Consider the following 20,982-nt stretch of genomic DNA (forward strand, 5'->3'; position numbering starts at 1 on the left):
TATGTATAGTTATGATGAACCTGTTTATCTAATTAGTGTAGTTGCTAAAATTTTAGAAATCCATCCACAAACACTAAGACAATATGAAAAGGAAGGGTTAATTGAACCAGGAAGAACTGATGGGAAAATGAGGCTTTATTCTCAACGCGATATTGATAAAATCAAAACAATCTTAAGACTCACTAGAGATATGGGTGTAAATCTTGCAGGAGTAGATATTATCTTAAGATTAAAAGAAAAGCTTGATGAATTAGATAGTATTAATGAAGAACTTCGTAATAATTTCCAAAAAAAGTCACAAAATAGTGGCAATATTGGTGTAAAACAAAATTCCTATGAAGTTATTTTATTTCGTAAAAATAAATGAAGAATCTTGCAAAGTTATTATGTCCAGATAGGATTGAAGACTTTGTAGGACAAGAGCATATCTTATCACAAAATTCTTATCTTTCTTTGGCCATAAAAAATAGACAATTTCCCCATAGTTTTTTTTATGGCCCCCCTGGCAGTGGTAAAACAACACTAGCAAAAATTATAGCCAAAGAGTTAGGTCAGGAGTTTTTAGAATTTAATGGTGTAGATTTTAGATTAGAAAATTTAAGAACACAGCTAAAAAAACTCTCTCTTATCTCAAAGCCTGTTGTTTTTATAGATGAAATCCACCGCTTAAGCAAGACTCAACAAGAATTTTTACTTCCCATAATGGAGAATTATCAAGCTATTATCATTGGTGCAAGCACAGAAAATCCATTTTATACACTTACCCAAGCAATCAGATCACGAAGTTTTTTGTTTGAGCTTTATCCTCTCTCAAATCCCCATCTTGAAAAAATTCTCCACAAAGCTCTTACTTTACATTCCTGTGAAATCACAGATGATGCAAAGCGATATTTAATTGAATCTAGCAATGGAGATGCTAGAGCGATGCTTCATTGCCTAGAACTCTCAATCTTAAATCCTCCCATCACTCTTGAAAAATTAAAAACCATACGACCCAATTATTTAGGGGATGGCAGTAGTGAAAAAAATACGCACTACAATCTTATTTCAGCTCTCATAAAATCTATTAGAGGGAGTGATTTAGATGCTAGTATCTATTATCTTGCACGCCTGATTGATGGTGGAGAAAGTGCAGATTTTATCGCCAGACGCTTAGTAATTTTAGCAAGTGAAGATATAGGAAATGCCAATCCAAATGCGATAAATCTCGCCACATCAACTCTAGTGGGTGTTTCTAAAATTGGTTATCCAGAAGCAAGAATCTTGCTTGCACAATGTGTAATTTATTTTGCAAGCTCTCCAAAATCCAACACAGCATATCAAGCCATTAATTCTGCACTTGATTTTGTAAAAAACAATCAAAAAGCATCCATACCAAAAAATATATTGCCTAATTCAAAAGATTATTTATATCCTCATAATTTTGGTGGTTGGGTACAACAAGAATATTTATCACAACCCTTGCATTTTGTAGAGCTCACTCAAAAAGGATTTGAAAAAACCCTAAAAGAGTGGGTAGAAAAAATTAAGCAAAAGCAATAATGATGCGACATCTTATTATTTTGGTTTTTCTGCTTACTTCTTTTGCCTACTCTGCATCAAAAATCAATAAGGACCTTAAAGATTTAACACTTGATGCAACCAGAGAGGGTTGGGACATAGCCTTTGATAGAATTGCTTTAAATTTATCCTCTACAAGTATTAAAAATCAAAAGCAATATTCTGGATTCTCCAATACCCATTTTAAAGGAGATTCTCAAATTATTGCCGAGGCTTCCTTATTATTTCATAGCAATTACTATGCAAAGCACTTTGTTATTTTCAATACTCTATATGGAGAATATGGTCGTAATATTATCTATCCATCTAATGGAAAAATGATTGATAATACAACTTTAGATAGAATAATTATTTCCACGGATTACACACAAAAAATATGGAATTTTGAGAATCTATGGGGAGGCTTTGATATGGGGCCTTATGCCCAATTATCTTATCAAACACAATTTTTTAAGCAAAACAACTCAAATCGTACTAATATTTTTCGACTTAACACGGGGATTAAACTATTTGATGGAAAATACCTAAAAAATTTTTATGTAAGTTTTTTTGGTGAAGAGGATTTTACCTACACAACACCAAGACAAAGTTTTGGTTTTAATACAGGTCTGAATATACAATATAGTTTTAATGAACATGTGAAACTTGTAAATTTTATAAGTTTTAAGCAATACATTATTAATAATTATCCACCAAGCTATAATCCTCAACTTGAACTTGAATGGAATCTAAGACTTGAGGCTTCCATATTTAAATATTTTAGCATTGCCCCCTCTTTAAATCTCTATCTTTTAAAGGGAAAATATTTTGAAAAGTCTGCAACCAACCTTCTATTAGGGGTATCACTTATTTATGGTCAAACTTTTATAGATTCTAAAATTGCCAAACGCAAAAAAGAAAAAGAATAATCTTTCAAAATCCTAAATATACTTAAGCCCCATTTTAGAATATAAAATTTTAAACTTTACGATAAAATAGCTAAAAAGCAAAAGGAAAAATGTGTTTAAGACACTGACACTTGCAAGTATCTATGAACTCCAAGGTTTTAAGGATGAGGCTCTTGTTATTTATGAAGAGATTCTCAATAAAGATCCCAATAATTTTGAAGCAAAACAAGCTATAACAAGACTAAAAAAGACACAAAAGAGTTCTATACAAGTCAACCAAAAAGCCAAAATGTTCTTTATAAATGCTCGTAACACAGAAGAACTCAAGACTTTTGAAAGGTGGTTAATGCAATGGAACTAAAAGATCTGATTTTACAAACAATTAATGAATTTGATGATGAAAATATAGATGTATCTCAAGGAGAATTTCCTACTAAAAAAGATCCAAATTCTCCAACTCAAAATCAAAGAATTGACATTCAAATTGATGCAAGATTTTTAGAGCTATTAAGAGAAAAAACTCTAGTGTTATTTGAAGGGTTGCAATCAAGCCAAACAAAAAATCTCTCTGACAAGCTTGACTTGGTTATTAACTATCTAGAATACCAATTATCCCTAATTGATGAAGCTTTACAAAAAAAGATTTAATTTAATGAGTCTTTAAATCTTTTTAAGCTAATATTCTTAGTCTTATGGAATTTAGAATTCTGTCTTACATAAAAATTTGGAGTATTTAAAATGCTAAATATATTAATGATCGAAGATGATATGGAGTTGGCAGAAATCTTAAGCGAGTTTTTAGAGCAACATGGCGTGAAAGTAACAAATTATGATGAGCCATATACTGGTATGAGTGCTCTAGCAACGCATAATTATGACCTTTTATTACTTGATTTAACTCTGCCTAATTTAGATGGCCTAGAAGTATGTAAGAGAGTGGCTAAGCAAAAAAATATCCCTATTATAATCTCATCAGCAAGAAGTGATCTAGATGATAAAGTTAAAGCATTAGAATATGGTGCGGATGATTATATTCCAAAGCCTTATGATCCTCAAGAACTTTTAGCAAGAATCCATTCTCTTTTAAGACGCTATAACAAAAAAGAAGTAAAAAGTGAGCAAAAAGACAAAGATAATATTTTTAGAATTGATAAAGAAAGTAGAGATGTGTATTTCAAAGACAAAAAAATTGATTTGACTCGTGCAGAATATGAAATCCTTACGCTTTTAATCAGCAAAAAAGGTCATGTGTTTTCACGAGAAGCAATCGCAATTGAATCTGAATCTATTAATCCTGAAAGCTCAAATAAGAGCATAGATGTTATTATCGGGAGATTACGAGCAAAAATAGAAGATAATCCAAAAAAACCACAATATATAATTTCTGTGAGAGGTGTTGGGTATAAGCTAGAAGCCTAATTTAAGAATGATTAAAAACTCAATTTTTTTAAAGATTACTTTATTATTCCTGTTTGCCTTAGTTAGCTTTTTTGCTTTTTCTTTCTATTTTATAAGATTTCAAATGGATATTGAATCTAAGCAAGTCGTAGCAAAATATAAGCAATTTACTACAGTGATTAATCATATTGTAACTAGTAATGGTGATTTAAACACAGTTGAAAAATTTTTAAAGGAGTTGGGTTTTGAAGTCACCAAAGATGAACAGATCAAAGAAATACTACTAAACTACAATCCTCTACCCCCTGTTTTTGGTGGATTATTTGCAAAAACAATCCAAATAAAAAATGAAATCTATATTCTATTGGAAACACAGGATAAGGCTGTCTTATATAAAGATACCTATGGCACAAATTATCAAACCTACTATTTTATTACTCTTGTTGGAATCTTTTTACTTGTTTTTATCTTTGCACTTTTAATCCGAAGATTATTGCCATTAAGAAAATTACGACTTCAAATTAGAAAATTTGCAAATGGGGATCTTAATGTAGAATGCAAGACAAAGCAGTCTGATGAAATTGGAGAATTGGCAAATGAGTTTGATAATGCCATTAAAAAAATTACTGCTTTAAGCGAATCTAGATTCTTATTCTTAAGATCCATTATGCACGAGCTTAAGACCCCCATTACAAAAGGAAGAATTACTGCAGAGATGGTCGAGAATACTCTTCACAAAGAACGATTAATTTCTGTTTTCAAACGGCTTCAAATCCTTATTGATGGACTTGCCAAGATGGAGCAGATTACTTCAAAAAACCTTAATATTACAAAAGAAGAATTTTTGCTTGAAGATTTGATCGAACATACAAAAAAGATGCTTCTGATTGACAAAATGGAAGTAGATCCAATTGTTTTAAATAATCCCAATGATGTAATTAAGGCAGATTTTGAGCTCTTTGCAATGGCTGTTAAAAATCTATTGGATAATGCTATTAAATATAGTACGGATAAAAAAGTATATATAGAAACAAAATGCTTTGATTTGATCATATCCAATAGAGGTGAGGCATTAAAAGAGGATTTCAATCAATACTTTAAGCCCTACTTTAGAGATCAACACAAAAATACACAAGGGGGATTTGGTCTAGGAATTTATATCATCAAAAATACTCTTGATACTCAAGGATTTAATCTAGATTATCAACATGAAAATGGAATAAATTACTTTATAATTCGCGATTGTATCGTAGAAAATTTTTGTGTAGTTCCTAAAAAGAAAACATCAGATCAACAGGAGGAAAAGATTGAAACAATGGAATGAAGAGTGTGCTGTTGTAGGAGTTTATAATGTCAAAAACTCTGCATTAAAAAGCTATTACGCTCTTTTTGCAATGCAACACAGAGGTCAAGAAGCTAGTGGTATTAGCTCCAGTGATGGGACAAAAATCTATACACATAAGGGAAATGGTCTAGTCACAGAAATTTTTAATGAGAAGAATCTGCAAAATCTTGTTGGAATGTCTAGTATTGGGCACAACCGCTATTCTACTGCAGGAAAAGATTCTAGTGGTGATGCTCAACCTATCTTTGCAAAGTACAGTCTTGGAGAAATTTCTGTTGTGCATAATGGAAATCTTACAAATGCAAAAATGATACGCTCAGAATTAATCAAGAATGGAGCAATCTTTCAAAGCCATCTTGATACAGAAAATTTAATTCATCTGATCGCTCAAAACAAAAAAGAAAAACTCTTAGAAAGGATTATAGATTCTTTAAAGATAATTGATGGAGCTTATGCTCTTGTTTTTTTATCTAGAACAAAAATGTTTGCAGTTAGAGATCCTTATGGACTGCGCCCACTATGCCTTGGAAAGATTACAAATGAAGATGGAAGCATTGGTTATATTGTGGCTAGCGAAAGCTGTGCCTTTGATCTCATAGGAGCAGAATACATTAGGGAGATTGAAGCAGGGGAAATGGTTATCTTTGAGGGATTGGGTGAAAAATATATCTCTCCTCCAAAATCCATACAAGTTTTAAAACCAAAGAAATATCCCTGTGTCTTTGAGTTTATTTATTTTGCAAGACCTGATAGCAAGGTCTTTGGAAAAAATGTCTATGAAATTAGGAAAAATATGGGCAGAGAGCTTGCAAGAGAATATAAATTACAAGCTGATATGGTAATACCTGTTCCTGATAGTGGAGTTGCAGCAGCAATTGGATATGCAAAAGAAAGTGGAATTGATTTTGAATTAGGCATCATTAGAAACCATTATGTAGGCAGAACTTTTATTGAACCCTCACAGAGTTTAAGAGAGCTTAAGGTAAGATTAAAACTAAATCCAATTGCTGAATTAATAAAGGATAAAGAAATTATTGTGATTGATGATTCTGTGGTTAGGGGAACAACAAGCAAACAAATTGTTAAGATTTTAAGGCTTGCTGGCGCAAAAAAAATCCATCTCCTAATCAGTGCTCCTCAAACAATATCTCCTTGTTATTATGGAGTAGATACACCAAATAGCGATGAGCTTATCTGCGCAAATTATTCTCTTGAAGAAGTAAGAAACTTTATTGGGGCTGATACACTTGGATTTTTATCTCTTAAAGGACTTTCAAAAAGTCTTGGGGAACCAAATAGTAGCTTCTGTCAAGCCTGTTTTGATAAAAATTACATCGATGATTATACAAGAGGCAATCAGTGAGAGAGCTTCTTACTATTGGAAGATATTTTAAAAGTAAGTTTGGGCAAAGGATTAGGAAAATACCTATTTCATTGCAAGGCTTTACCTGCCCCAATATTGATGGCAGTATTACAAGAGGAGGATGTATTTATTGCAGAAATGAGAGCTTTTCGCCAAGTCTTATAAAACTTGATAAAAGCATTTCAACCAAGATGAACTTTAAAATAACTCATAATCCTATTTTAGATTTACAAATCAAACAACTCAAAGATCAATTTCACTGGCATGCTGATTTTCATAAAGACAAATTTTCTATCCAAAAATATATGATATATTTTCAGTCCTACAGCAACACTTATGCTCCTTTTGAAACACTTAAAGCGATCTATGATGAAGCCTTAAAGCTACCAAATGTTGTAGGTATGAGTATTGGAACTAGGGTCGATTGTGTGCAAGATGAGGTTTTAGATCTACTCCAAGAATATGTCAAAAACGGAAAGGAAATTTGGATTGAATATGGTGTTCAATCTGTTTTTGAAGAAACACTTAAACTCATCAATCGAGGGCATGGAATCTCTGGCATAGAAGATTTATTTAAGCAAACAAGAAAAAGAGGGATTAAAGTTTGTGCTCATTTAATTTATGGATTTCCTAAAGAAACTCCTGAAATGATGTTAGAATCTTTGAGACAAACCCTATCTTGGGGCATTGATGGCATTAAAATTCATCCACTTTATGTGCTCTCAAATACCAAACTAGCAAAAATGTATGATCAAGGAACTTATATACCAATTACTCTTGAGGCTTATGCTGATTTAGTTATACAGTCCTTAAAAATTATCCCTGAAGATATTGTCATTCAAAGAATTAGCTCTGGGGCTCATCATGAAACCTTAATTGCACCAAAATGGTGCTTTGATAAAAATATCCAGATGCGTTATATCAGAGAAAAACTCAAAAATATTGGAATTAAGTACTAGGAGAAACAATGTTTGCAAGACCAAGAAGACTAAGATTAAAGGAAAAAGTGAGAGATCTTGTATCAGAAACACGACTAGATTTAAAAGATTTTATTTATCCTTTATTTGTTATTGAAGGTAGTAATACTAAAAATCCCATTGCATCTATGCCTGATATTTTTCAAATGAGCATAGATCATATTCTTCAAGAATGTGAAAGTCTCCAAGAATTGGGAATTTATCATATTTTACTATTTGGAATCCCAGAACATAAAGATAATTGCGGAAGTGAGGCATTAAGCGATAGAGGGATTGTTGCTAGAACTATCCAAAATATAAAAAAACAATTTCCAAAAATGGTTATTAGTGCGGATTTATGCTTTTGTGAATACACAGATCACGGACATTGTGGAATTTTAGATTCCAAACTTCAAACAGTAGATAATGATGCAACACTTGAATTACTAGGACAGCAAGCCATTATTCTTGCAAATAGTGGAGCAGATATCATTGCACCTAGCGCAATGATGGATGGTATGGTTCTTACAATTAGAAACTATCTTGATAAAGCTGGATTTTATCATATTCCCATTATGAGCTATTCTACAAAGTTTGCAAGTGCATATTATGGACCATTTCGAGATATTGCACAATCTGCCCCTAGCTTTGGAGACAGAAAAAGCTATCAAGAAGATTATAGAAATCGCAGGGAAGCAATCTTGGAAAGCTTAAATGATGAAGCACAGGGGGCTGATATCCTTATGGTTAAACCTGCCCTAGCCTATTTAGATATCATCCGAGACATTAGAGAAAGAACCTTACTACCTCTTGCAGTTTATAATGTGAGTGGTGAATATGCGATGCTAAAACTTGCAGGAAAAAATGGATTGATTGATTATCAGCAAGCAATGCTAGAAACACTCACTAGTTTTAAAAGAGCTGGAGCTGATATCATCATTAGCTATCACACTAAAGAACTAGCATTACTAATGCAAAAAAATAAATAAGGAGAAAAAATGGGAAGAGCATTTGAGTATAGAAGAGCAGCTAAAGAAAAAAGATGGGATAAGATGAGTAAGATTTTTCCAAAGCTTGCTAAGGCAATAACTGTTGCTGCAAAAGAGGGTGGCTTAGATCCAATGATGAATGCAAAGCTTCGAACAGCCATAGCTAATGCAAAAGCACAAAATATGCCAAGAGATAATATAGAAGCTGCCATCAAAAGAGCTAGTGGAAAAGATGGAATATTTAGTGAAATTACATATGAGGGAAAAGCCAGCAATGGTGTTTTAATCTTTATTGAATGCACTACAGATAATCCAACAAGAACTATTGCAAATCTTAAAAGTTATTTTAATAAAACACCCAATGCTAGCATTGTTCCAAATGGATCACTTGAATTTATGTTCTCTAGAAAAAGTGTGTTTGAGTTTCAAAAACCTCAACAAGATATTGAAGAAGTTGAGCTTGAACTTATTGATTATGGACTCCAAGAACTCATAGAAGTGGAAGATTCTGATGAAAAATTATTTATTGCCTATGGTGATTATCAAGATTTTGGAAAATTAAATGAGGGGTTTGAAAAATTAGAAATTCCTATCAAAAAAGCTTCATTGCAACGCATTCCCAATAATCCAATCAATCTTACAGAAGAACAACTCAATGAAATAGAAAAACTCTTAGATAGAATTGAGGAAGATGATGATGTGCAGGCTATTTATACCAACATTGAATAAGAACAGATAAAAGAAGAGCGTAACCTCTTCTTTTATAAAACTAGAATCTATAAATATAATAAAGTGTAATAGACTGCTTTGGTCTAAACTTTGTTGTTGTTTTTAAACTTCCATTACCTGTATCAAAATCCCAACGAGTATTATTCTCACTAACTAGGTAATATTCTGCAAAGCGATAATTAACTCCAATTTGATGTTTCTTGTAATAGTAATACAATCCAACAATAGGATAAAGACCACTAGTAATTACACCTTGAGGTTTTTGAACCAACTTACTTAGCGCAGAGGTATTATTTTCACCTACAATGGCATTTCCCTTAACAGGAACACTCCATTCAAGTTCATATCCTCCTCCTATTAATCCTCCAAACACATGCTTTTGTGTCGCAACAAAATCCAAAAGAAGGCTTAATTCAATACTACCTTTAATGGGCCAATATTTCTGATAAACCTCTTCAATAGGAGTTATTTTAGCAGCTGTAATCCCTCCTCCCGTACCAGGTGTCTGTGCAGGAGTAAGCTCAATTGCTTTTAACTTTGTAGCTTTTAATGTCGCTGGGCTTCCTGCATCTATTAATCCACTAAGACGGAAACCAAATCTTTTACTAAAATAAAATTGATATCCTAAAATAAGTCCAGCATTTAAAGAAGGGGTTGTGCTCATAAGTTCTTGAAATCCAGAAATAACTTGAGAAATTTCAAGCTTTTTAAGAATAAGTTGTGTCCCTAACATAAAACCACTCTTATTTTTTGAATCCCTTAAATCAACTTCTTGATCCGCCTGCTGTGTGACAAGATCAACAACTGTGTCTATTTTTTTTCCACCTTCATTTAAAATAACATCCTCTAGTGTTTTATCCATATTCTTAGATGTATTAGAATCTATACTTTCCTTTGTTGTATTAGAAGATTTTAGACTATCTGGATTTCTAATATAGGGATCACTAAGACGCATCATATCAGTATCACTAAGTGCTATATAATGTAGATTCTTATCTAAGGTTCCTTTTTTCCCAACATTTTTTAATTCATTTGCATCTACATATGCGACAAAAGAACAATAAACAAATAAAATTTTATAAAGTTTTTTCACTCTATCTCCTCCATTTAAATTATATTAGGCTCATTTTAAACTAAAAATCCTAAATTAAAGGTCACTTTTGATTCATTCTAAGTATTCTAAAAAAATCATAGAAACCTTCAAAAAACCTCTATAGAATGAATTGCTTAAGCTGATAAGTAGTTATATCAAAGGGTTCAACTACATATATAAACCACCATTTACCTTTAACACCTCTCCTGTAATATAGCTTGCCCCATTACTTAGTAAAAATGCAACTGCATTTGCAATTTCCACACCACTTGCAAAACGACCCAACGGTATATTTTTAAGATAATATTCCTTAACATCTTCTTTTAATTCTGCTGTCATATCTGTTTGAACAAATCCTGGTGTTACGCAGTTAAATCTAACATTTCTAGAAGCACCCTCATATGCAAATGATTTACTCATAGCAATCATACCGCCCTTACTAGCTGCATAATTAGTTTGACCAGCATTTCCTCTTTCACCTATAATGGATGCGATATTTACTACACTACCAAATTTCTGCTTACTCATTACTTTCAAAGCTTCTCTACAGCCAATAAAGCTAGATTTCAAATTCGCATCAACCACTCCCATGAAATCTTCTACTTTCATTCGCAGTGCTAGCTTATCATTTGTGATTCCTGCATTATTTACCAAATATGACAATTCTCCATCACTTTGCACAATCATTGCAATTGCCTCACTAAAGGCAGCTTCATCGGTAGCATCAAAACAAATAATTGCAGCCTTTCCTCCATTTTTTTCAATTTCATCCTTCAAGGCCTCTGCTAATTCTGGCTTACTTCTATAGTTAATCCATACTTTTAGCCCATATGATGCCAAAATTCTTGCAATATCAGCTCCAATACTTTTACTTGCACCAGTAATCAGCACATTTTTACCATAAAATTGCATAAAAACCTCCGTCTTACAAAACTTATTTTGAGCAAAACTTTAATTCCAACTTTGAGTTACATCACTGAAGTTCTAATGTAGCATAACCCAAGATTAGTAATCTTGGGAAAGAATTTATAGCCTAGATTCATATCTGCGAAGCATATATAATCGCTTAAGCATCTTCTTCTTTGCATTAATCTTTTGCTTTTTCTTCTTCTCAGTTTGAGATTCAAAAAATCTTCTTGCTCGACATTCTGTCACCACAAGATTGCGATCTGTTTGCTTCTTAAACTTGCGATATGCTTCATCAAAGCTTTCGTTTTCTCTTACTTTAATGCCAGGCACTTAAATCACCTACTTTCTGAATTAAAATATTTTGGGGATTAAAAACCCCAGGCAGTATTCTATGATATTTTCTCAAAAAATCAAATACTAAAATAAACTTTTTTAGATATAATTGCAGTCGTTGTGTGTCCATAGCTCAGCTGAATAGAGCAACAGGTTGCGGTCCTGTAGGTCGGGGGTTTGAATCCCTCTGGGCATACCATAAAATAAATAAAACATAATTTAAATGGCTTATAAATTTATAAATCATATAAATCTGATAATTTTAATTTAAAGCGGTAGTGGTGACTACTAGGTAGTCGGTGTCTAAATATAATTATTATTATAGTTTTTCAAGGATTAAACCCATATCTTCCATGTTTAAAAAATTCTTACTTTCTATTTGTTTATCACTCTTTGTTATTCCTACACAACCACAATATCGCCTCAGTGCAAAAGATGCTTTTCAAATCTATGGAGATATCTTTCAATTTCTTCCATTAGCAGCTGCTACTTATTCTTTAATTTTACAAGACTACAAAGGTTTGGGACAGCTAGCCATAGGCTCTGGAAGTGCTTTAGCTATTACTTATGCAAGTAAACTTACATTTTCTGCAATTGCTAAAACTCATCCTAATATAGCTGCTATTAGCAAAAGACCTGATAGTGGTTCTTATGATGGTTTCCCATCAGGGCATACAGCTGCTGCTTTTTCTGCAGCAGGCTTTATGCAGCGCAGATATGGATGGAAATGGGGTGTTCCTACGACTATTCTTGCAACTCTTGTAGGTATCTCTCGAGTAACTTCAAAGAGACATTCTGTCACACAAGTAATTGCTGGGGCAATACTAGGTTATGGCCTATCTTACCTTGTCTCAAGCAAATACCTTGGGAGAACAAATGTTAATATAAATGTTGATTCTCAAGAACTTGATAATGGAATAACAGACAATCAAGTTTCTCTACTCATTTATCATAGATTCTAATCTAGTTTAGCTATTTTTGCAAAATCCTTGGAAGTGTAATGCCTGTTTGAGCCTGATATTTCCCATTTTTGTCTTTATAACTAAATTCACATACCTCATCACCCTTTAAAAACAAAACTTGCGCAATCCCTTCATTAGCATATATCTTAGCAGGCAATGGAGTTGTATTAGATATTTCTATGGTTATTTGCCCTTCAAACTCTGGTTCAAATGGGGTCACATTTACAATAATTCCACAACGAGCATAAGTACTCTTTCCAAGACATATTGCTAAGACATCTCTAGGCATTCTAAAATATTCTACTGTTCTTGCTAATGCAAAAGAGTTGGCAGGCACGATACAAAAACCTTCTTTTGTTGCATCAACATCGACAACATTTTTATCATCAAATTGTTTTGGATCTACAATTGTTGTGTTAATATTGGTAAAAATTTTAAATTCATGTCCGACCCTAATATCATAGCCATAGCTACTTAAACCATAACTAACCACTCCCCTACCTATTTGTTTTTCACAAAATGGCTCAATCATTCTGTGCTTTAAACTCATCTCCCTAATCCAAATATCTGATTTTAAACCCATCTTAAATTCCTACTATCAATCGTATTTTATACTTCAAATTTATGGTATTATACCAGAATCAAAGCCCCGAAGCTTATCTTAGATATACATAAAGGATAGATATGAATTTAAAAGAAATTAAGGATTTAATTGAGATCTTTAATAAAAGTGAGATTTCTAAGTTGAAAATTAAGCAAGAACCATTTGAAATAGAGCTTGAAAAAAATATATCCTTAAATGAAACTTTCAAAACTATACCTGTTATAGAAACATCTGCAATCAAACAAAATGTTATTCAACATACAGAAAACCCACAAGCACAAATCACTCCAAGCAACACTTCTAACACACAAGATTACATTCTTTCTCCTATGGTTGGGACTTTCTATCATTGTCCTTCACCTGGAGCAGCACCTTATGTTAAAGTTGGTGATACAATCAAGAAAGGACAAACCATAGGTATTGTTGAAGCAATGAAAATTATGAATGAGATTGAAGCTGAATATGATTGCAAGGTAGTTGCAATTGAAGCTAGCGATTCTCAACCTGTAGAATTTGGTTCTAAACTCGTGAAAGTAGAGAAAATATAATGAGTAATGTGCAAAAAAAGCAAATAAAAAGAATCCTTATTGCCAATAGAGGGGAGATTGCTCTAAGGGCTATCCGAACCATTCAAGAGATGGGAAAAGAGGCAGTTGCTGTTTATTCTACAGCAGATAAGGATGCTTATTATCTTGATGTAGCTGATACAAAAATCTGTATAGGTGGTCCAAAATCAAGTGATAGTTATTTAAATATACCTGCGATTATGAGTGCTGCGGAACTTTTTGATATTGATGCCATCTTCCCTGGCTATGGTTTTTTAAGTGAAAATCAGAATTTTGTTGAAATCTGTTCTCATCATGAAATTGAATTTATTGGCCCAAGTGCTGATGTGATGGTTTTGATGAGTGACAAATCAAAAGCAAAAGATGTGATGAAGGAAGCAGGTGTTCCTGTCATACTTGGAAGTGATGGGGCATTAAAAAATTACCAAGAAGCTCAAGAGGTTGCTAAAAAAATTGGCTATCCTGTGATTATTAAGGCAGCAGCTGGTGGTGGTGGTAGAGGTATGCGTGTAGTAGAGAATGAAAGTCTTTTAAAAAACCTCTATCTAGCTGCAGAAAGTGAAGCTTTAAGCGCTTTTGGAGATGGAACTATCTATATGGAAAAGTTTATACTAAATCCAAAGCATATTGAGGTTCAAATCCTTGCAGATAAACATGGTAATGTTATCCATGTTGGAGAGAGGGATTGTTCTGCTCAAAGAAGACAGCAAAAACTTATTGAAGAAACTCCTGCTGTAGTTTTAGATGAAGAAGTAAGACAAAAACTATTAGAGACAGCTGTTAAAGCAGCAAAGCACATTGGATATGTAGGTGCTGGTACTTTTGAGTTTTTACTTGATGCAAACAATAAAGATTTCTATTTTATGGAAATGAATACAAGATTGCAGGTTGAGCATACAATTAGCGAAATGGTAAGCGGTCTTGATATGGTGGAGTGGATGATAAGAATTGCAGAAGGCGAAAAATTACCTTCTCAGGATTCTATTAAATTTCAAGGACATGCTATAGAATGTCGTATCACGGCAGAAGATCCTGTAAAGTTTTATCCTTGTCCTGGGAAAATTACCAAATGGATTGCACCTGGTGGAGCCAATGTTCGCCTAGATACCCATGCTTATGCTGGATATACAGTTCCTATGTATTATGATTCAATGATAGGCAAACTCATTGTATGGGGAGAAAATAGAGAAAAAGCAATAGAAAGAACCAAAAGAGCTTTAAAAGAGTTTTGTATCGAAGGGATTAAAACTACTATACCTTTTCATCTAAAAATGATGGATAATAAAGACTTTAGAAAAGCTAAAATCCATACAAAATATCTTGAACAGAATATGGAATGAAAAATGCTTGTAAGTCTTATGAGATATTTAGAAATTTGCAATTTATAAGGAATGATCAATGAAAATCACTTCTCACACAGCAATGACAGCTAGAATGCCTCATAAGACAGAACAAGAGGTCAAAAAAGAATTAAAAGAAAGTATTAATACTTCAAAGAAGGATTCTTTAAAAATCAATACCAATAACTATGCTAGTGATGTCAAAGAAATTAATCTAAGCATTGGCTCTTTGCAAGTTGCAGAAAAATCATTACAAAAGCTTCAAGAACAGGCTAAATATTTAATCAACCAAAAAGACTTATCTTCAAAGGAATACAAAAGCCTTAATAGCATTTTTCAAACAAGCACTTTTAATGGCAAGAATGTCTTTGATAAAGATTATAAAAGCCTTTCATCAAATCTTGATATTGATTACTCAAAAATTAAAGAGTATGTAAGATCATCTCAAGATATTCAAGGACTTAAAAAGCTAATTCAAGAAACAAAAATACAACAAAATCAAACAAAAAAAGCTATTAGTGTCTTACAAAACAAGCTAAATAACTCTCTTGCTACTAGCAAAAATTATAATCACTTAGATTCTAGTATGCTCTCAAAAAATGGTTTTAAAAATGCACATGATACACAAAACCTATCTCTTAATCGTGTCCTAGAGCTCCTAGCCTAATGCTACCCTATAGCACCCAATTGATTGAGCAAGATGATATTGATGCGATCAATGAGGCTCTTAGAGGATCATTATTAACTCAAGGGCATACTGTAGAGAAGTTTGAAGAATATCTTTGTAGATTCTGTGATGCAAAATATGCCCTTGCTTTCAACTCTGCTACATCTGCACTCTATGCAGCATATAATATTTGTGATCTAAAAGATTCTGAAGTAATTACCACCCCAATTAGCTTTGTTGCCACCAGCAATATGATTTTACAAAATAATGCTACCCCTGTGTTTTGCGATATTAAAAATGATGGCAATATTGATGAAAAAAAAATCAACTCTTTAATCACACCAAAAACTAAAGCAATTGCTTCAATAGATTATGGTGGAAAAAGTGTTGAAGCACTGCAAATCAAAGAACTTGCTAAAAAAAATGATTTGATTTTCATATCAGATAGCTCACACTCTTTAGGTAGTAGATTCAAAAATCAAAAAGTAGGCTCTATTGCTGATATAAGTATTTTTAGTTTTCACCCCCTAAAGCCTATCACAACTCTAGAAGGTGGGGCATTGCTTACAAACTCTCAAGATTTTTATGAAAAAGCAAAGCTTATACGATCTCATGGTGTAATTAAACAGAAGCTTTGGCATTATGATGTTTTAAGCAATGGTTTTAATTTTAGAATGAATGAAATTCAAGCCACGCTTGGAATTACACAACTTCAAAAGCTAGAGAGATTCATACAAATTCGCGAAGAAATTGCTTCCTTTTATGATGATTTCTTCAAAGATAACCCTTATTTTGATACAACCCACCAAAATAATCTCTACACATCAAGTAATCACCTCTACCCTATTTTATTAAAAAAAGAACTTTGGGAGAAAAAGGAAAAGATTTTTCATCAACTTTTAGAAAACCAAATTGGTGTTCAGGTTCATTATAAGCCTATTTATCATTTTTCATTTTATCAAGATAAATTTTCCAATCTCTTCTTGCCCCAAGCCGAAGATTTTTATAATGCAGAAATTTCAATTCCCTGTCATCAAAAAATGGATCTTACTCTTGCAAAAAAAGTGGCTCAAAAAATTCTTAGCATTTTAGAAAAATTCTAATTTGGAATTGTTTTTGCTTCTACTCCAAAAAGAATGGAGTAGTCATGCAGATTCAAACCAACTTAAATATGCAAAAGAATCCTTTCCAAGAGTTATTTAGCGCAAAACAAGGTGTAAATAAAGTCCAGCAAGCTCCAGAAACTAAACAAATTACTCAAGAAATACACTCTAGCTTAAAAGAAAATGAGAACAAGCGTCAAACTTATGGTTTTTTAGTATTAGAGTTGATGAGCGATTCAGAATATCAAGCTTTTCAAAGAGCAACAGCGGGAATGAGTGAAAGTGAAAAGATGATGGCGGCCCAATCTCTTTATTCTCTTACTAATTTTTATAATGGAAATAGAAAAAATAAAAATCTAAATCTCTATGATACTTTTAATGTGCAAGACTTTATTACTCGATATAAGAATGCATCTATCACACAAAATCAAATTGATTTGAATACTTAAGCTGATTTTTATCTATTTTTTCATAGAATTACACTTTCAAATCTACGGAGTTATGTCAAGGTAGCTCAGCTGGTTCAGAGCGCTGGTCTCATAAGCCGGAGGTCGGGGGTTCAAGTCCCCCCCTTGACACCATTTTAAAAAAGGTAGGGAGAAACAAGGACACTCTAAGAGGAATTAGCCTTTTGAGCATCTTATTTGCCTTGATGATCTATTCTTGATAACTTGCTTACCAAAAATCTATCTCAGCGATTATTTGTCCTCCTTATTCAAAATTTCACAATACTAACACAAAACTTAGTTTATCAATCAAAAATTTTTATAAAGTTTTTACACAGTTTTACTTCTTCAAAAATGTTTTTAATATGTTGTTAATTATTATATATTTAGTAGTCTTGTGAAAAACTGCGACTTTTTATTTTTAAAAACCTCTTAAATACCGATATCTAGGGAATTATAAAAGATAAAAATTATTCACATATGCTAAAAATAATTTATATATTTTTGGGGAGTCTGCAAAATCATTTTTTATATATTTTTGGGGAATGATAACACTCTAAGAATCAACTTTATTTAATCTTTTTATTGCCCTAGCATCAATTTCATAAAACTCTCTATATTTTGAAATTTCTACATCAAAATACCTTAACAACTCGAGCAGAATACTAATTTCATATTTAAAAAGTTCGTTTCCATATTCAACTTCATATTTTTTTAACAACCTTTAATCCTGACATGTAATATTCCTTTATTTTAAATTTATAATATTATTATATAGCCTATTTTAGGGGTTTTCAAATGGGTATAAATACTATTATTTAATACTTATTTAATACTTATTTAATACTTATTTAATACTTATTTAATACTTATTTAGTAATGATTTAAGAAAAATATACAATAGTATGAGCTTTTAATAAAAGAATATTGTGGGTTTAAAAAATAAATCAAGATAAGATATTTTACTCCATATATTATTTTCTACTTAAAATCTTCATCTTCCAAAAAATCCCTACTTGGTTCTATAACAACATACTTTTTTCCATTTAAATCATATTGATAGATACTATCTAGTTCAAAAAAATATCCCTCTAAATTACTATCCCTTGTAATAATTTCTATATCACCTAATTCTTTTTGGATATCTTGTAAAAATAAGATTGCTTCGCTAATATTCATATTTTAATCCTTTGTTTTGATATAGGGTTATTTTATTTCTTGTTTTAGGGGTTTTCAAGTAGGTGTATAACTATTATTTAGTAATTGTTTAATACCTGAAGTAGTATGGTATTAAGATCTTTTTCCTTTAAAGCAGTTTCTTTTATTTGGTTACAAATTATACACATGAAATCCGAGTAAAATAAAAGCAGGAATATCTAATCTATGATTTTGATAGAATTACTAAACTTTTTATTGAGGTATAAGAATGGGAAAATATGTTAAACCAGAATTTAAGAAAGAAACTTTTAATTGCCCACATTGTGGAGCATTTGCTCAAATAGCATGGAATGATTTATATAACTATTATCAAGACATTCAACTAAGGAATGGATATTATGTTGCTATGGGTGCTTGTTGTCAAAAGGAAATGATTTGGCAAAAAAGCAACAATGACACCAAGATGATTTATCCAAGGCAACTAGCTACCCCTCCAATAGAAGATATGCCAGAAAAAGTTAAAGAAATCTATAAAGAGGCTTCTTTAGTTTTAGGAGATTCTCCTAGAGCTTCTTGTGCTTTGTTGCGTTTGGCATTGCAAGAGTTAATGATCTATCTTCGAGATAATTACGAAGATTACAGAGATTTAAAGGGCAAAAAAATTGATGATGATATAGGAATTCTTGTCAAAAACCATAATCTTTCAGTAAACATTCAAAGGGCACTTGATAGTATTAGAATCATAGGAAACAATGCAGTGCATCCAAAAGAATTGGATATTAATGATAATCCAGATATTGCAGAAAAGCTTTTTAAGATGATTAACTTAATTGTTAAGGAAATGATTACGAGACCTAGAGAAATTAATGAGTTATATGCAACAACACCTCAGGGGGCTAGAGATGCTATTGAAAAAAGAGATAGTTAATTAGAAGATTATAAAAAGGGAAAAGAAATTTTCATCTCCCCCTGCTTCTTGTCTTACACTGATTATCTTGTTTAAAACAATATTTCTTTTTTTCTTGCTTATGTTGATTTAAAAAAATATCTAAACGCCCTAATTCAATCTCTTGCTGAGTTTTAGCTAACTTTTTAAACTCACTTAAATTATTTTCTCTTAGGATTGAAATATATAAGGGTTTTTGTTCTTTTTGTATGACAAAAGGTGTGATTTCATTTTCGATACAAAAATAAAACATTAAAAGTCTTCCTACTCTTCCATTACCATCACTAAATGGGTGGATTTTTTCAAAATGGAAATGTGATTGCAATATAGCTTCTAATTTTTCATCATCACTCTTAGATTGCTTGATTTGATAGTCTAGGTTATTTAACATTTCTTGTAAATGCGTGGGAACAAGATAGGGTTTGCTTGTTTCAAAATCTGCTCCTACAATGAGATTAGGGATTGTTTTAAATTGTCCTTTATTATCAATTAAATTATCCATCAAAACACTATGCAACTCTTTAATCTGGTGGATATCAATACTTTTTTTATCCCTTAAATTTTGCTCATAAAGCTCTAAGACTTTAGGAATTACAAAGCGATAATTTCTTACTTCAAAAAATTCTCTCTCACTTGTTTGATTGGGTATAAAATTTTCAAGAATAATACTTGCAGTTTGATTTTGTGTAAGAGTGTTTCCCTCAATGGCAGTGCTATGATGTGCCATTCTGATAGTTAAATCTTTTAAATACTCTTCGTTTTTTAAAGCTTGAAACAATTTTATTCTCCTTATTTTTATTAAATTATTATAACCCTTAACAACATTGTTTCAAATCAGCAGACATCATTTTTCACTGCATTTTTAAAACTCTCTTTATAGTTTTCTAAAAGCTTGATAAAAAATCTTACCTTCCCATCTTTTAAATAACTTGTCATTGAAATAATGCCTAAATCTTTTAATTTTGATAAGAAAATATTTGTGCCATTTCGCTCACATTTGGTTCTAATAAAATAATCTAGTTCTGTTTTTAAGCAACCACCACTATCGCTCATTGCATTATTTTTCTCTAAAAAAGCAATAATCATTTTAAAAACTTTCTCACGCTCTTTTCTAAAGCGTCTATAATTATTTGTCATTCAGCCTCCTAGCTTTAAATAATATTATGATATAAACCCCTTATTGGTTTTTCAAATGACCTAAACACTTATAAAACGCTATTTAATATTGAAACCTTAACTTCATCACTTGCTCTTGTATAAAACTTTGATGTGGTTGTGATATTACTATGTCCTAGAAGCTCTTGAATAATTTTTAAATCTACACCTTGGCTAACTAAGCAATCTCCAAAACTATGTCTAAAAATATGACAACCGCTTTTTTTATGATCGATTCTACATTTTGCTAAAAAGCGATTGACTTTGCTATAAAAGGCAAGATAAGTTGCAGAGTAGATTTTATCTGCTTTTCCCTGCAATAGAAAAAAGCTACTTTCTTTTTCCTTGGTATTTTGTTCTTGTGTCTTTATATCATCACTCATATTGCTCTCCCCAAACTCTAGTTTTTCCATTTGACCATTTGTATTAAGACTTAGCACCAGATTTTAATATCTTTCTTACTTAAAACTTTT

27 protein-coding genes and 2 tRNA genes are annotated in these 20,982 nt (G+C 31.9%); 20 read left to right on the top strand and 9 right to left on the bottom strand.

The features are described 5' to 3' along the window. Window position 1: 1 nt before the first annotated feature. The 11 genes from C6H31_RS05195 to C6H31_RS05245 all read left to right on the top strand — a co-directional run bounded on the left by C6H31_RS05195 (window position 2) and on the right by C6H31_RS05245 (window position 9,227). Window positions 2-367 carry a heat shock protein transcriptional repressor HspR gene (locus C6H31_RS05195; protein WP_104697753.1) on the top strand — a complete coding sequence of 122 codons (366 nt, stop codon included), beginning with the start codon at window positions 2-4 and terminating at the stop codon, window positions 365-367. After that, window positions 364-1,542, top strand: a complete 1,179-nt coding sequence (locus C6H31_RS05200; RefSeq protein WP_104697754.1) for a replication-associated recombination protein A — start codon at window positions 364-366, stop codon at window positions 1,540-1,542. The genes C6H31_RS05195 and C6H31_RS05200 overlap by 4 nt, the downstream gene beginning before the upstream one ends. Beyond that, complete coding sequence (locus C6H31_RS05205) at window positions 1,542-2,468, top strand: hypothetical protein (protein ID WP_104697755.1); 927 nt, start codon at window positions 1,542-1,544, stop codon at window positions 2,466-2,468. Before C6H31_RS05200 ends, C6H31_RS05205 begins: the two co-directional genes overlap by 1 nt. 91 nt (window positions 2,469-2,559) lie before the next feature. Further along, on the top strand, window positions 2,560-2,808 hold the full coding sequence (locus tag C6H31_RS05210; protein WP_104697756.1) for a tetratricopeptide repeat protein: 249 nt from the start codon (window positions 2,560-2,562) through the stop codon (window positions 2,806-2,808). After that, window positions 2,799-3,095: a CiaD-like domain-containing protein gene (locus tag C6H31_RS05215; protein WP_104697757.1), complete on the top strand. Its 297-nt coding sequence runs from the start codon at window positions 2,799-2,801 to the stop codon at window positions 3,093-3,095. The genes C6H31_RS05210 and C6H31_RS05215 overlap by 10 nt, the downstream gene beginning before the upstream one ends. Before the next feature lie 90 nt (window positions 3,096-3,185). After that, window positions 3,186-3,866, top strand: a complete 681-nt coding sequence (gene arsR, locus C6H31_RS05220) for an acid response regulator transcription factor ArsR (RefSeq protein ID WP_104697758.1) — start codon at window positions 3,186-3,188, stop codon at window positions 3,864-3,866. Window positions 3,867-3,873: 7 nt separating this feature from the next. Continuing rightward, window positions 3,874-5,169: an ArsS family sensor histidine kinase gene (locus C6H31_RS05225; RefSeq protein ID WP_104697759.1), complete on the top strand. Its 1,296-nt coding sequence runs from the start codon at window positions 3,874-3,876 to the stop codon at window positions 5,167-5,169. After that, a complete protein-coding gene (gene purF, locus C6H31_RS05230) occupies window positions 5,153-6,553 on the top strand; it encodes an amidophosphoribosyltransferase (protein WP_104697760.1) in 1,401 nt (466 codons plus the stop codon). The genes C6H31_RS05225 and purF overlap by 17 nt, the downstream gene beginning before the upstream one ends. Next, a complete protein-coding gene (locus C6H31_RS05235) occupies window positions 6,550-7,512 on the top strand; it encodes a TIGR01212 family radical SAM protein (protein ID WP_104697761.1) in 963 nt (320 codons plus the stop codon). Before purF ends, C6H31_RS05235 begins: the two co-directional genes overlap by 4 nt. An 8-nt stretch (window positions 7,513-7,520) precedes the next feature. Next, window positions 7,521-8,498, top strand: coding sequence for a porphobilinogen synthase (gene hemB / locus C6H31_RS05240; RefSeq protein WP_104697762.1), 978 nt, complete (start codon window positions 7,521-7,523; stop codon window positions 8,496-8,498). Window positions 8,499-8,507: 9 nt separating this feature from the next. After that, window positions 8,508-9,227, top strand: a complete 720-nt coding sequence (locus C6H31_RS05245; RefSeq protein WP_104697763.1) for a YebC/PmpR family DNA-binding transcriptional regulator — start codon at window positions 8,508-8,510, stop codon at window positions 9,225-9,227. 40 nt (window positions 9,228-9,267) lie between these two features. Here the strand turns inward: C6H31_RS05245 and C6H31_RS05250 are convergent, their stop codons facing one another. The 3 genes from C6H31_RS05250 to rpsU form a co-directional block, all read right to left on the bottom strand. After that, window positions 9,268-10,320 (bottom strand): hypothetical protein, encoded by a 1,053-nt coding sequence (locus C6H31_RS05250; RefSeq protein WP_104697764.1) that lies wholly within the window; start codon window positions 10,318-10,320, stop codon window positions 9,268-9,270. A 168-nt stretch (window positions 10,321-10,488) separates the two neighbouring features. After that, a complete protein-coding gene (gene fabG / locus C6H31_RS05255) occupies window positions 10,489-11,232 on the bottom strand; it encodes a 3-oxoacyl-ACP reductase FabG (protein ID WP_104697765.1) in 744 nt (247 codons plus the stop codon). A 114-nt stretch (window positions 11,233-11,346) separates the two neighbouring features. Continuing rightward, window positions 11,347-11,559, bottom strand: coding sequence for a 30S ribosomal protein S21 (rpsU, locus tag C6H31_RS05260; RefSeq protein ID WP_104697766.1), 213 nt, complete (start codon window positions 11,557-11,559; stop codon window positions 11,347-11,349). 125 nt (window positions 11,560-11,684) lie between these two features. Here rpsU and C6H31_RS05265 point away from each other — a divergent pair. Then, window positions 11,685-11,761, top strand: a tRNA-Arg gene (locus C6H31_RS05265). Window positions 11,762-11,861: 100 nt separating this feature from the next. Then, the gene (locus C6H31_RS05270) at window positions 11,862-12,524 is read left to right on the top strand and encodes a phosphatase PAP2 family protein (RefSeq protein WP_158654717.1); all 663 of its coding nucleotides are present in this window, start codon (window positions 11,862-11,864) and stop codon (window positions 12,522-12,524) included. Window positions 12,525-12,534: 10 nt separating this feature from the next. Here C6H31_RS05270 and dcd read toward each other — a convergent pair whose 3' ends face one another. Beyond that, window positions 12,535-13,107, bottom strand: coding sequence for a dCTP deaminase (gene dcd / locus C6H31_RS05275; protein WP_104697768.1), 573 nt, complete (start codon window positions 13,105-13,107; stop codon window positions 12,535-12,537). Between the two features lie 101 nt (window positions 13,108-13,208). On the opposite strand from dcd, the gene accB reads away from it, so the two are divergent. From accB to C6H31_RS05305, 6 genes are all read left to right on the top strand, one after another. After that, a complete protein-coding gene (gene accB, locus C6H31_RS05280; protein WP_104697769.1) occupies window positions 13,209-13,676 on the top strand; it encodes an acetyl-CoA carboxylase biotin carboxyl carrier protein in 468 nt (155 codons plus the stop codon). After that, window positions 13,676-15,034 (top strand): acetyl-CoA carboxylase biotin carboxylase subunit, encoded by a 1,359-nt coding sequence (locus tag C6H31_RS05285; protein WP_104697770.1) that lies wholly within the window; start codon window positions 13,676-13,678, stop codon window positions 15,032-15,034. The genes accB and C6H31_RS05285 overlap by 1 nt, the downstream gene beginning before the upstream one ends. Window positions 15,035-15,092: 58 nt before the next feature. After that, window positions 15,093-15,701: a hypothetical protein gene (locus C6H31_RS05290; protein ID WP_104697771.1), complete on the top strand. Its 609-nt coding sequence runs from the start codon at window positions 15,093-15,095 to the stop codon at window positions 15,699-15,701. Next, on the top strand, window positions 15,701-16,804 hold the full coding sequence (gene pseC, locus C6H31_RS05295) for a UDP-4-amino-4,6-dideoxy-N-acetyl-beta-L-altrosamine transaminase (RefSeq protein ID WP_104697772.1): 1,104 nt from the start codon (window positions 15,701-15,703) through the stop codon (window positions 16,802-16,804). Before C6H31_RS05290 ends, pseC begins: the two co-directional genes overlap by 1 nt. Before the next feature lie 44 nt (window positions 16,805-16,848). Next, a complete protein-coding gene (locus C6H31_RS07175) occupies window positions 16,849-17,253 on the top strand; it encodes a hypothetical protein (RefSeq protein ID WP_104697773.1) in 405 nt (134 codons plus the stop codon). A gap of 54 nt (window positions 17,254-17,307) precedes the next feature. Further along, a tRNA-Met gene (locus C6H31_RS05305) sits at window positions 17,308-17,385 on the top strand. A 421-nt stretch (window positions 17,386-17,806) separates the two neighbouring features. Here the strand turns inward: C6H31_RS05305 and C6H31_RS07010 are convergent. Beyond that, window positions 17,807-17,971: a hypothetical protein gene (locus tag C6H31_RS07010; protein ID WP_158654718.1), complete on the bottom strand. Its 165-nt coding sequence runs from the start codon at window positions 17,969-17,971 to the stop codon at window positions 17,807-17,809. Window positions 17,972-18,231: 260 nt separating this feature from the next. After that, window positions 18,232-18,429 carry a hypothetical protein gene (locus C6H31_RS05310; protein WP_104697774.1) on the bottom strand — a complete coding sequence of 66 codons (198 nt, stop codon included), beginning with the start codon at window positions 18,427-18,429 and terminating at the stop codon, window positions 18,232-18,234. 247 nt (window positions 18,430-18,676) lie between these two features. Between C6H31_RS05310 and C6H31_RS05315 the strand changes: the two genes are divergently transcribed. Continuing rightward, window positions 18,677-19,336: a DUF4145 domain-containing protein gene (locus C6H31_RS05315; protein WP_104697775.1), complete on the top strand. Its 660-nt coding sequence runs from the start codon at window positions 18,677-18,679 to the stop codon at window positions 19,334-19,336. A gap of 31 nt (window positions 19,337-19,367) precedes the next feature. Here the strand turns inward: C6H31_RS05315 and C6H31_RS05320 are convergent, their stop codons facing one another. The 3 genes from C6H31_RS05320 to C6H31_RS05330 all read right to left on the bottom strand — a co-directional run bounded on the left by C6H31_RS05320 (window position 19,368) and on the right by C6H31_RS05330 (window position 20,949). After that, window positions 19,368-20,132, bottom strand: coding sequence for a Fic family protein (locus C6H31_RS05320; protein WP_233709907.1), 765 nt, complete (start codon window positions 20,130-20,132; stop codon window positions 19,368-19,370). 56 nt (window positions 20,133-20,188) lie between these two features. Continuing rightward, window positions 20,189-20,491 (bottom strand): hypothetical protein, encoded by a 303-nt coding sequence (locus C6H31_RS05325; protein ID WP_104697776.1) that lies wholly within the window; start codon window positions 20,489-20,491, stop codon window positions 20,189-20,191. A 68-nt stretch (window positions 20,492-20,559) separates the two neighbouring features. Next, the gene (locus tag C6H31_RS05330) at window positions 20,560-20,949 is read right to left on the bottom strand and encodes a tyrosine-type recombinase/integrase (protein ID WP_104697777.1); all 390 of its coding nucleotides are present in this window, start codon (window positions 20,947-20,949) and stop codon (window positions 20,560-20,562) included. Between the last annotated feature and the right edge of the window lie 33 nt (window positions 20,950-20,982).

The organism is Helicobacter sp. 'house sparrow 1' (assembly GCF_900199585.1).
GTDB lineage: Bacteria > Campylobacterota > Campylobacteria > Campylobacterales > Helicobacteraceae > Helicobacter_H.

Excerpts from the sequence above, each read along its gene's own strand:
- C6H31_RS05245 (WP_104697763.1), top strand. The coding sequence starts at position 8,508 with ATGGGAAGAGCATTTGAGTATAGAAGAGCAGCTAAAGAAAAAAGATGG.
- dcd (WP_104697768.1), bottom strand. The coding sequence starts at position 13,107 with ATGGGTTTAAAATCAGATATTTGGATTAGGGAGATGAGTTTAAAGCAC.
- C6H31_RS05310 (WP_104697774.1), bottom strand. The coding sequence starts at position 18,429 with ATGAATATTAGCGAAGCAATCTTATTTTTACAAGATATCCAAAAAGAA.
- C6H31_RS05195 (WP_104697753.1), top strand. The coding sequence starts at position 2 with ATGTATAGTTATGATGAACCTGTTTATCTAATTAGTGTAGTTGCTAAA.
- hemB (WP_104697762.1), top strand. The coding sequence starts at position 7,521 with ATGTTTGCAAGACCAAGAAGACTAAGATTAAAGGAAAAAGTGAGAGAT.
- C6H31_RS05315 (WP_104697775.1), top strand. The coding sequence starts at position 18,677 with ATGGGAAAATATGTTAAACCAGAATTTAAGAAAGAAACTTTTAATTGC.
- C6H31_RS05225 (WP_104697759.1), top strand. The coding sequence starts at position 3,874 with ATGATTAAAAACTCAATTTTTTTAAAGATTACTTTATTATTCCTGTTT.
- C6H31_RS07175 (WP_104697773.1), top strand. The coding sequence starts at position 16,849 with ATGCAGATTCAAACCAACTTAAATATGCAAAAGAATCCTTTCCAAGAG.
- C6H31_RS05325 (WP_104697776.1), bottom strand. The coding sequence starts at position 20,491 with ATGACAAATAATTATAGACGCTTTAGAAAAGAGCGTGAGAAAGTTTTT.
- arsR (WP_104697758.1), top strand. The coding sequence starts at position 3,186 with ATGCTAAATATATTAATGATCGAAGATGATATGGAGTTGGCAGAAATC.
- pseC (WP_104697772.1), top strand. The coding sequence starts at position 15,701 with ATGCTACCCTATAGCACCCAATTGATTGAGCAAGATGATATTGATGCG.
- C6H31_RS05205 (WP_104697755.1), top strand. The coding sequence starts at position 1,542 with ATGATGCGACATCTTATTATTTTGGTTTTTCTGCTTACTTCTTTTGCC.
- accB (WP_104697769.1), top strand. The coding sequence starts at position 13,209 with ATGAATTTAAAAGAAATTAAGGATTTAATTGAGATCTTTAATAAAAGT.
- C6H31_RS05290 (WP_104697771.1), top strand. The coding sequence starts at position 15,093 with ATGAAAATCACTTCTCACACAGCAATGACAGCTAGAATGCCTCATAAG.
- C6H31_RS05200 (WP_104697754.1), top strand. The coding sequence starts at position 364 with ATGAAGAATCTTGCAAAGTTATTATGTCCAGATAGGATTGAAGACTTT.
- C6H31_RS05215 (WP_104697757.1), top strand. The coding sequence starts at position 2,799 with ATGGAACTAAAAGATCTGATTTTACAAACAATTAATGAATTTGATGAT.
- C6H31_RS05285 (WP_104697770.1), top strand. The coding sequence starts at position 13,676 with ATGAGTAATGTGCAAAAAAAGCAAATAAAAAGAATCCTTATTGCCAAT.
- fabG (WP_104697765.1), bottom strand. The coding sequence starts at position 11,232 with ATGCAATTTTATGGTAAAAATGTGCTGATTACTGGTGCAAGTAAAAGT.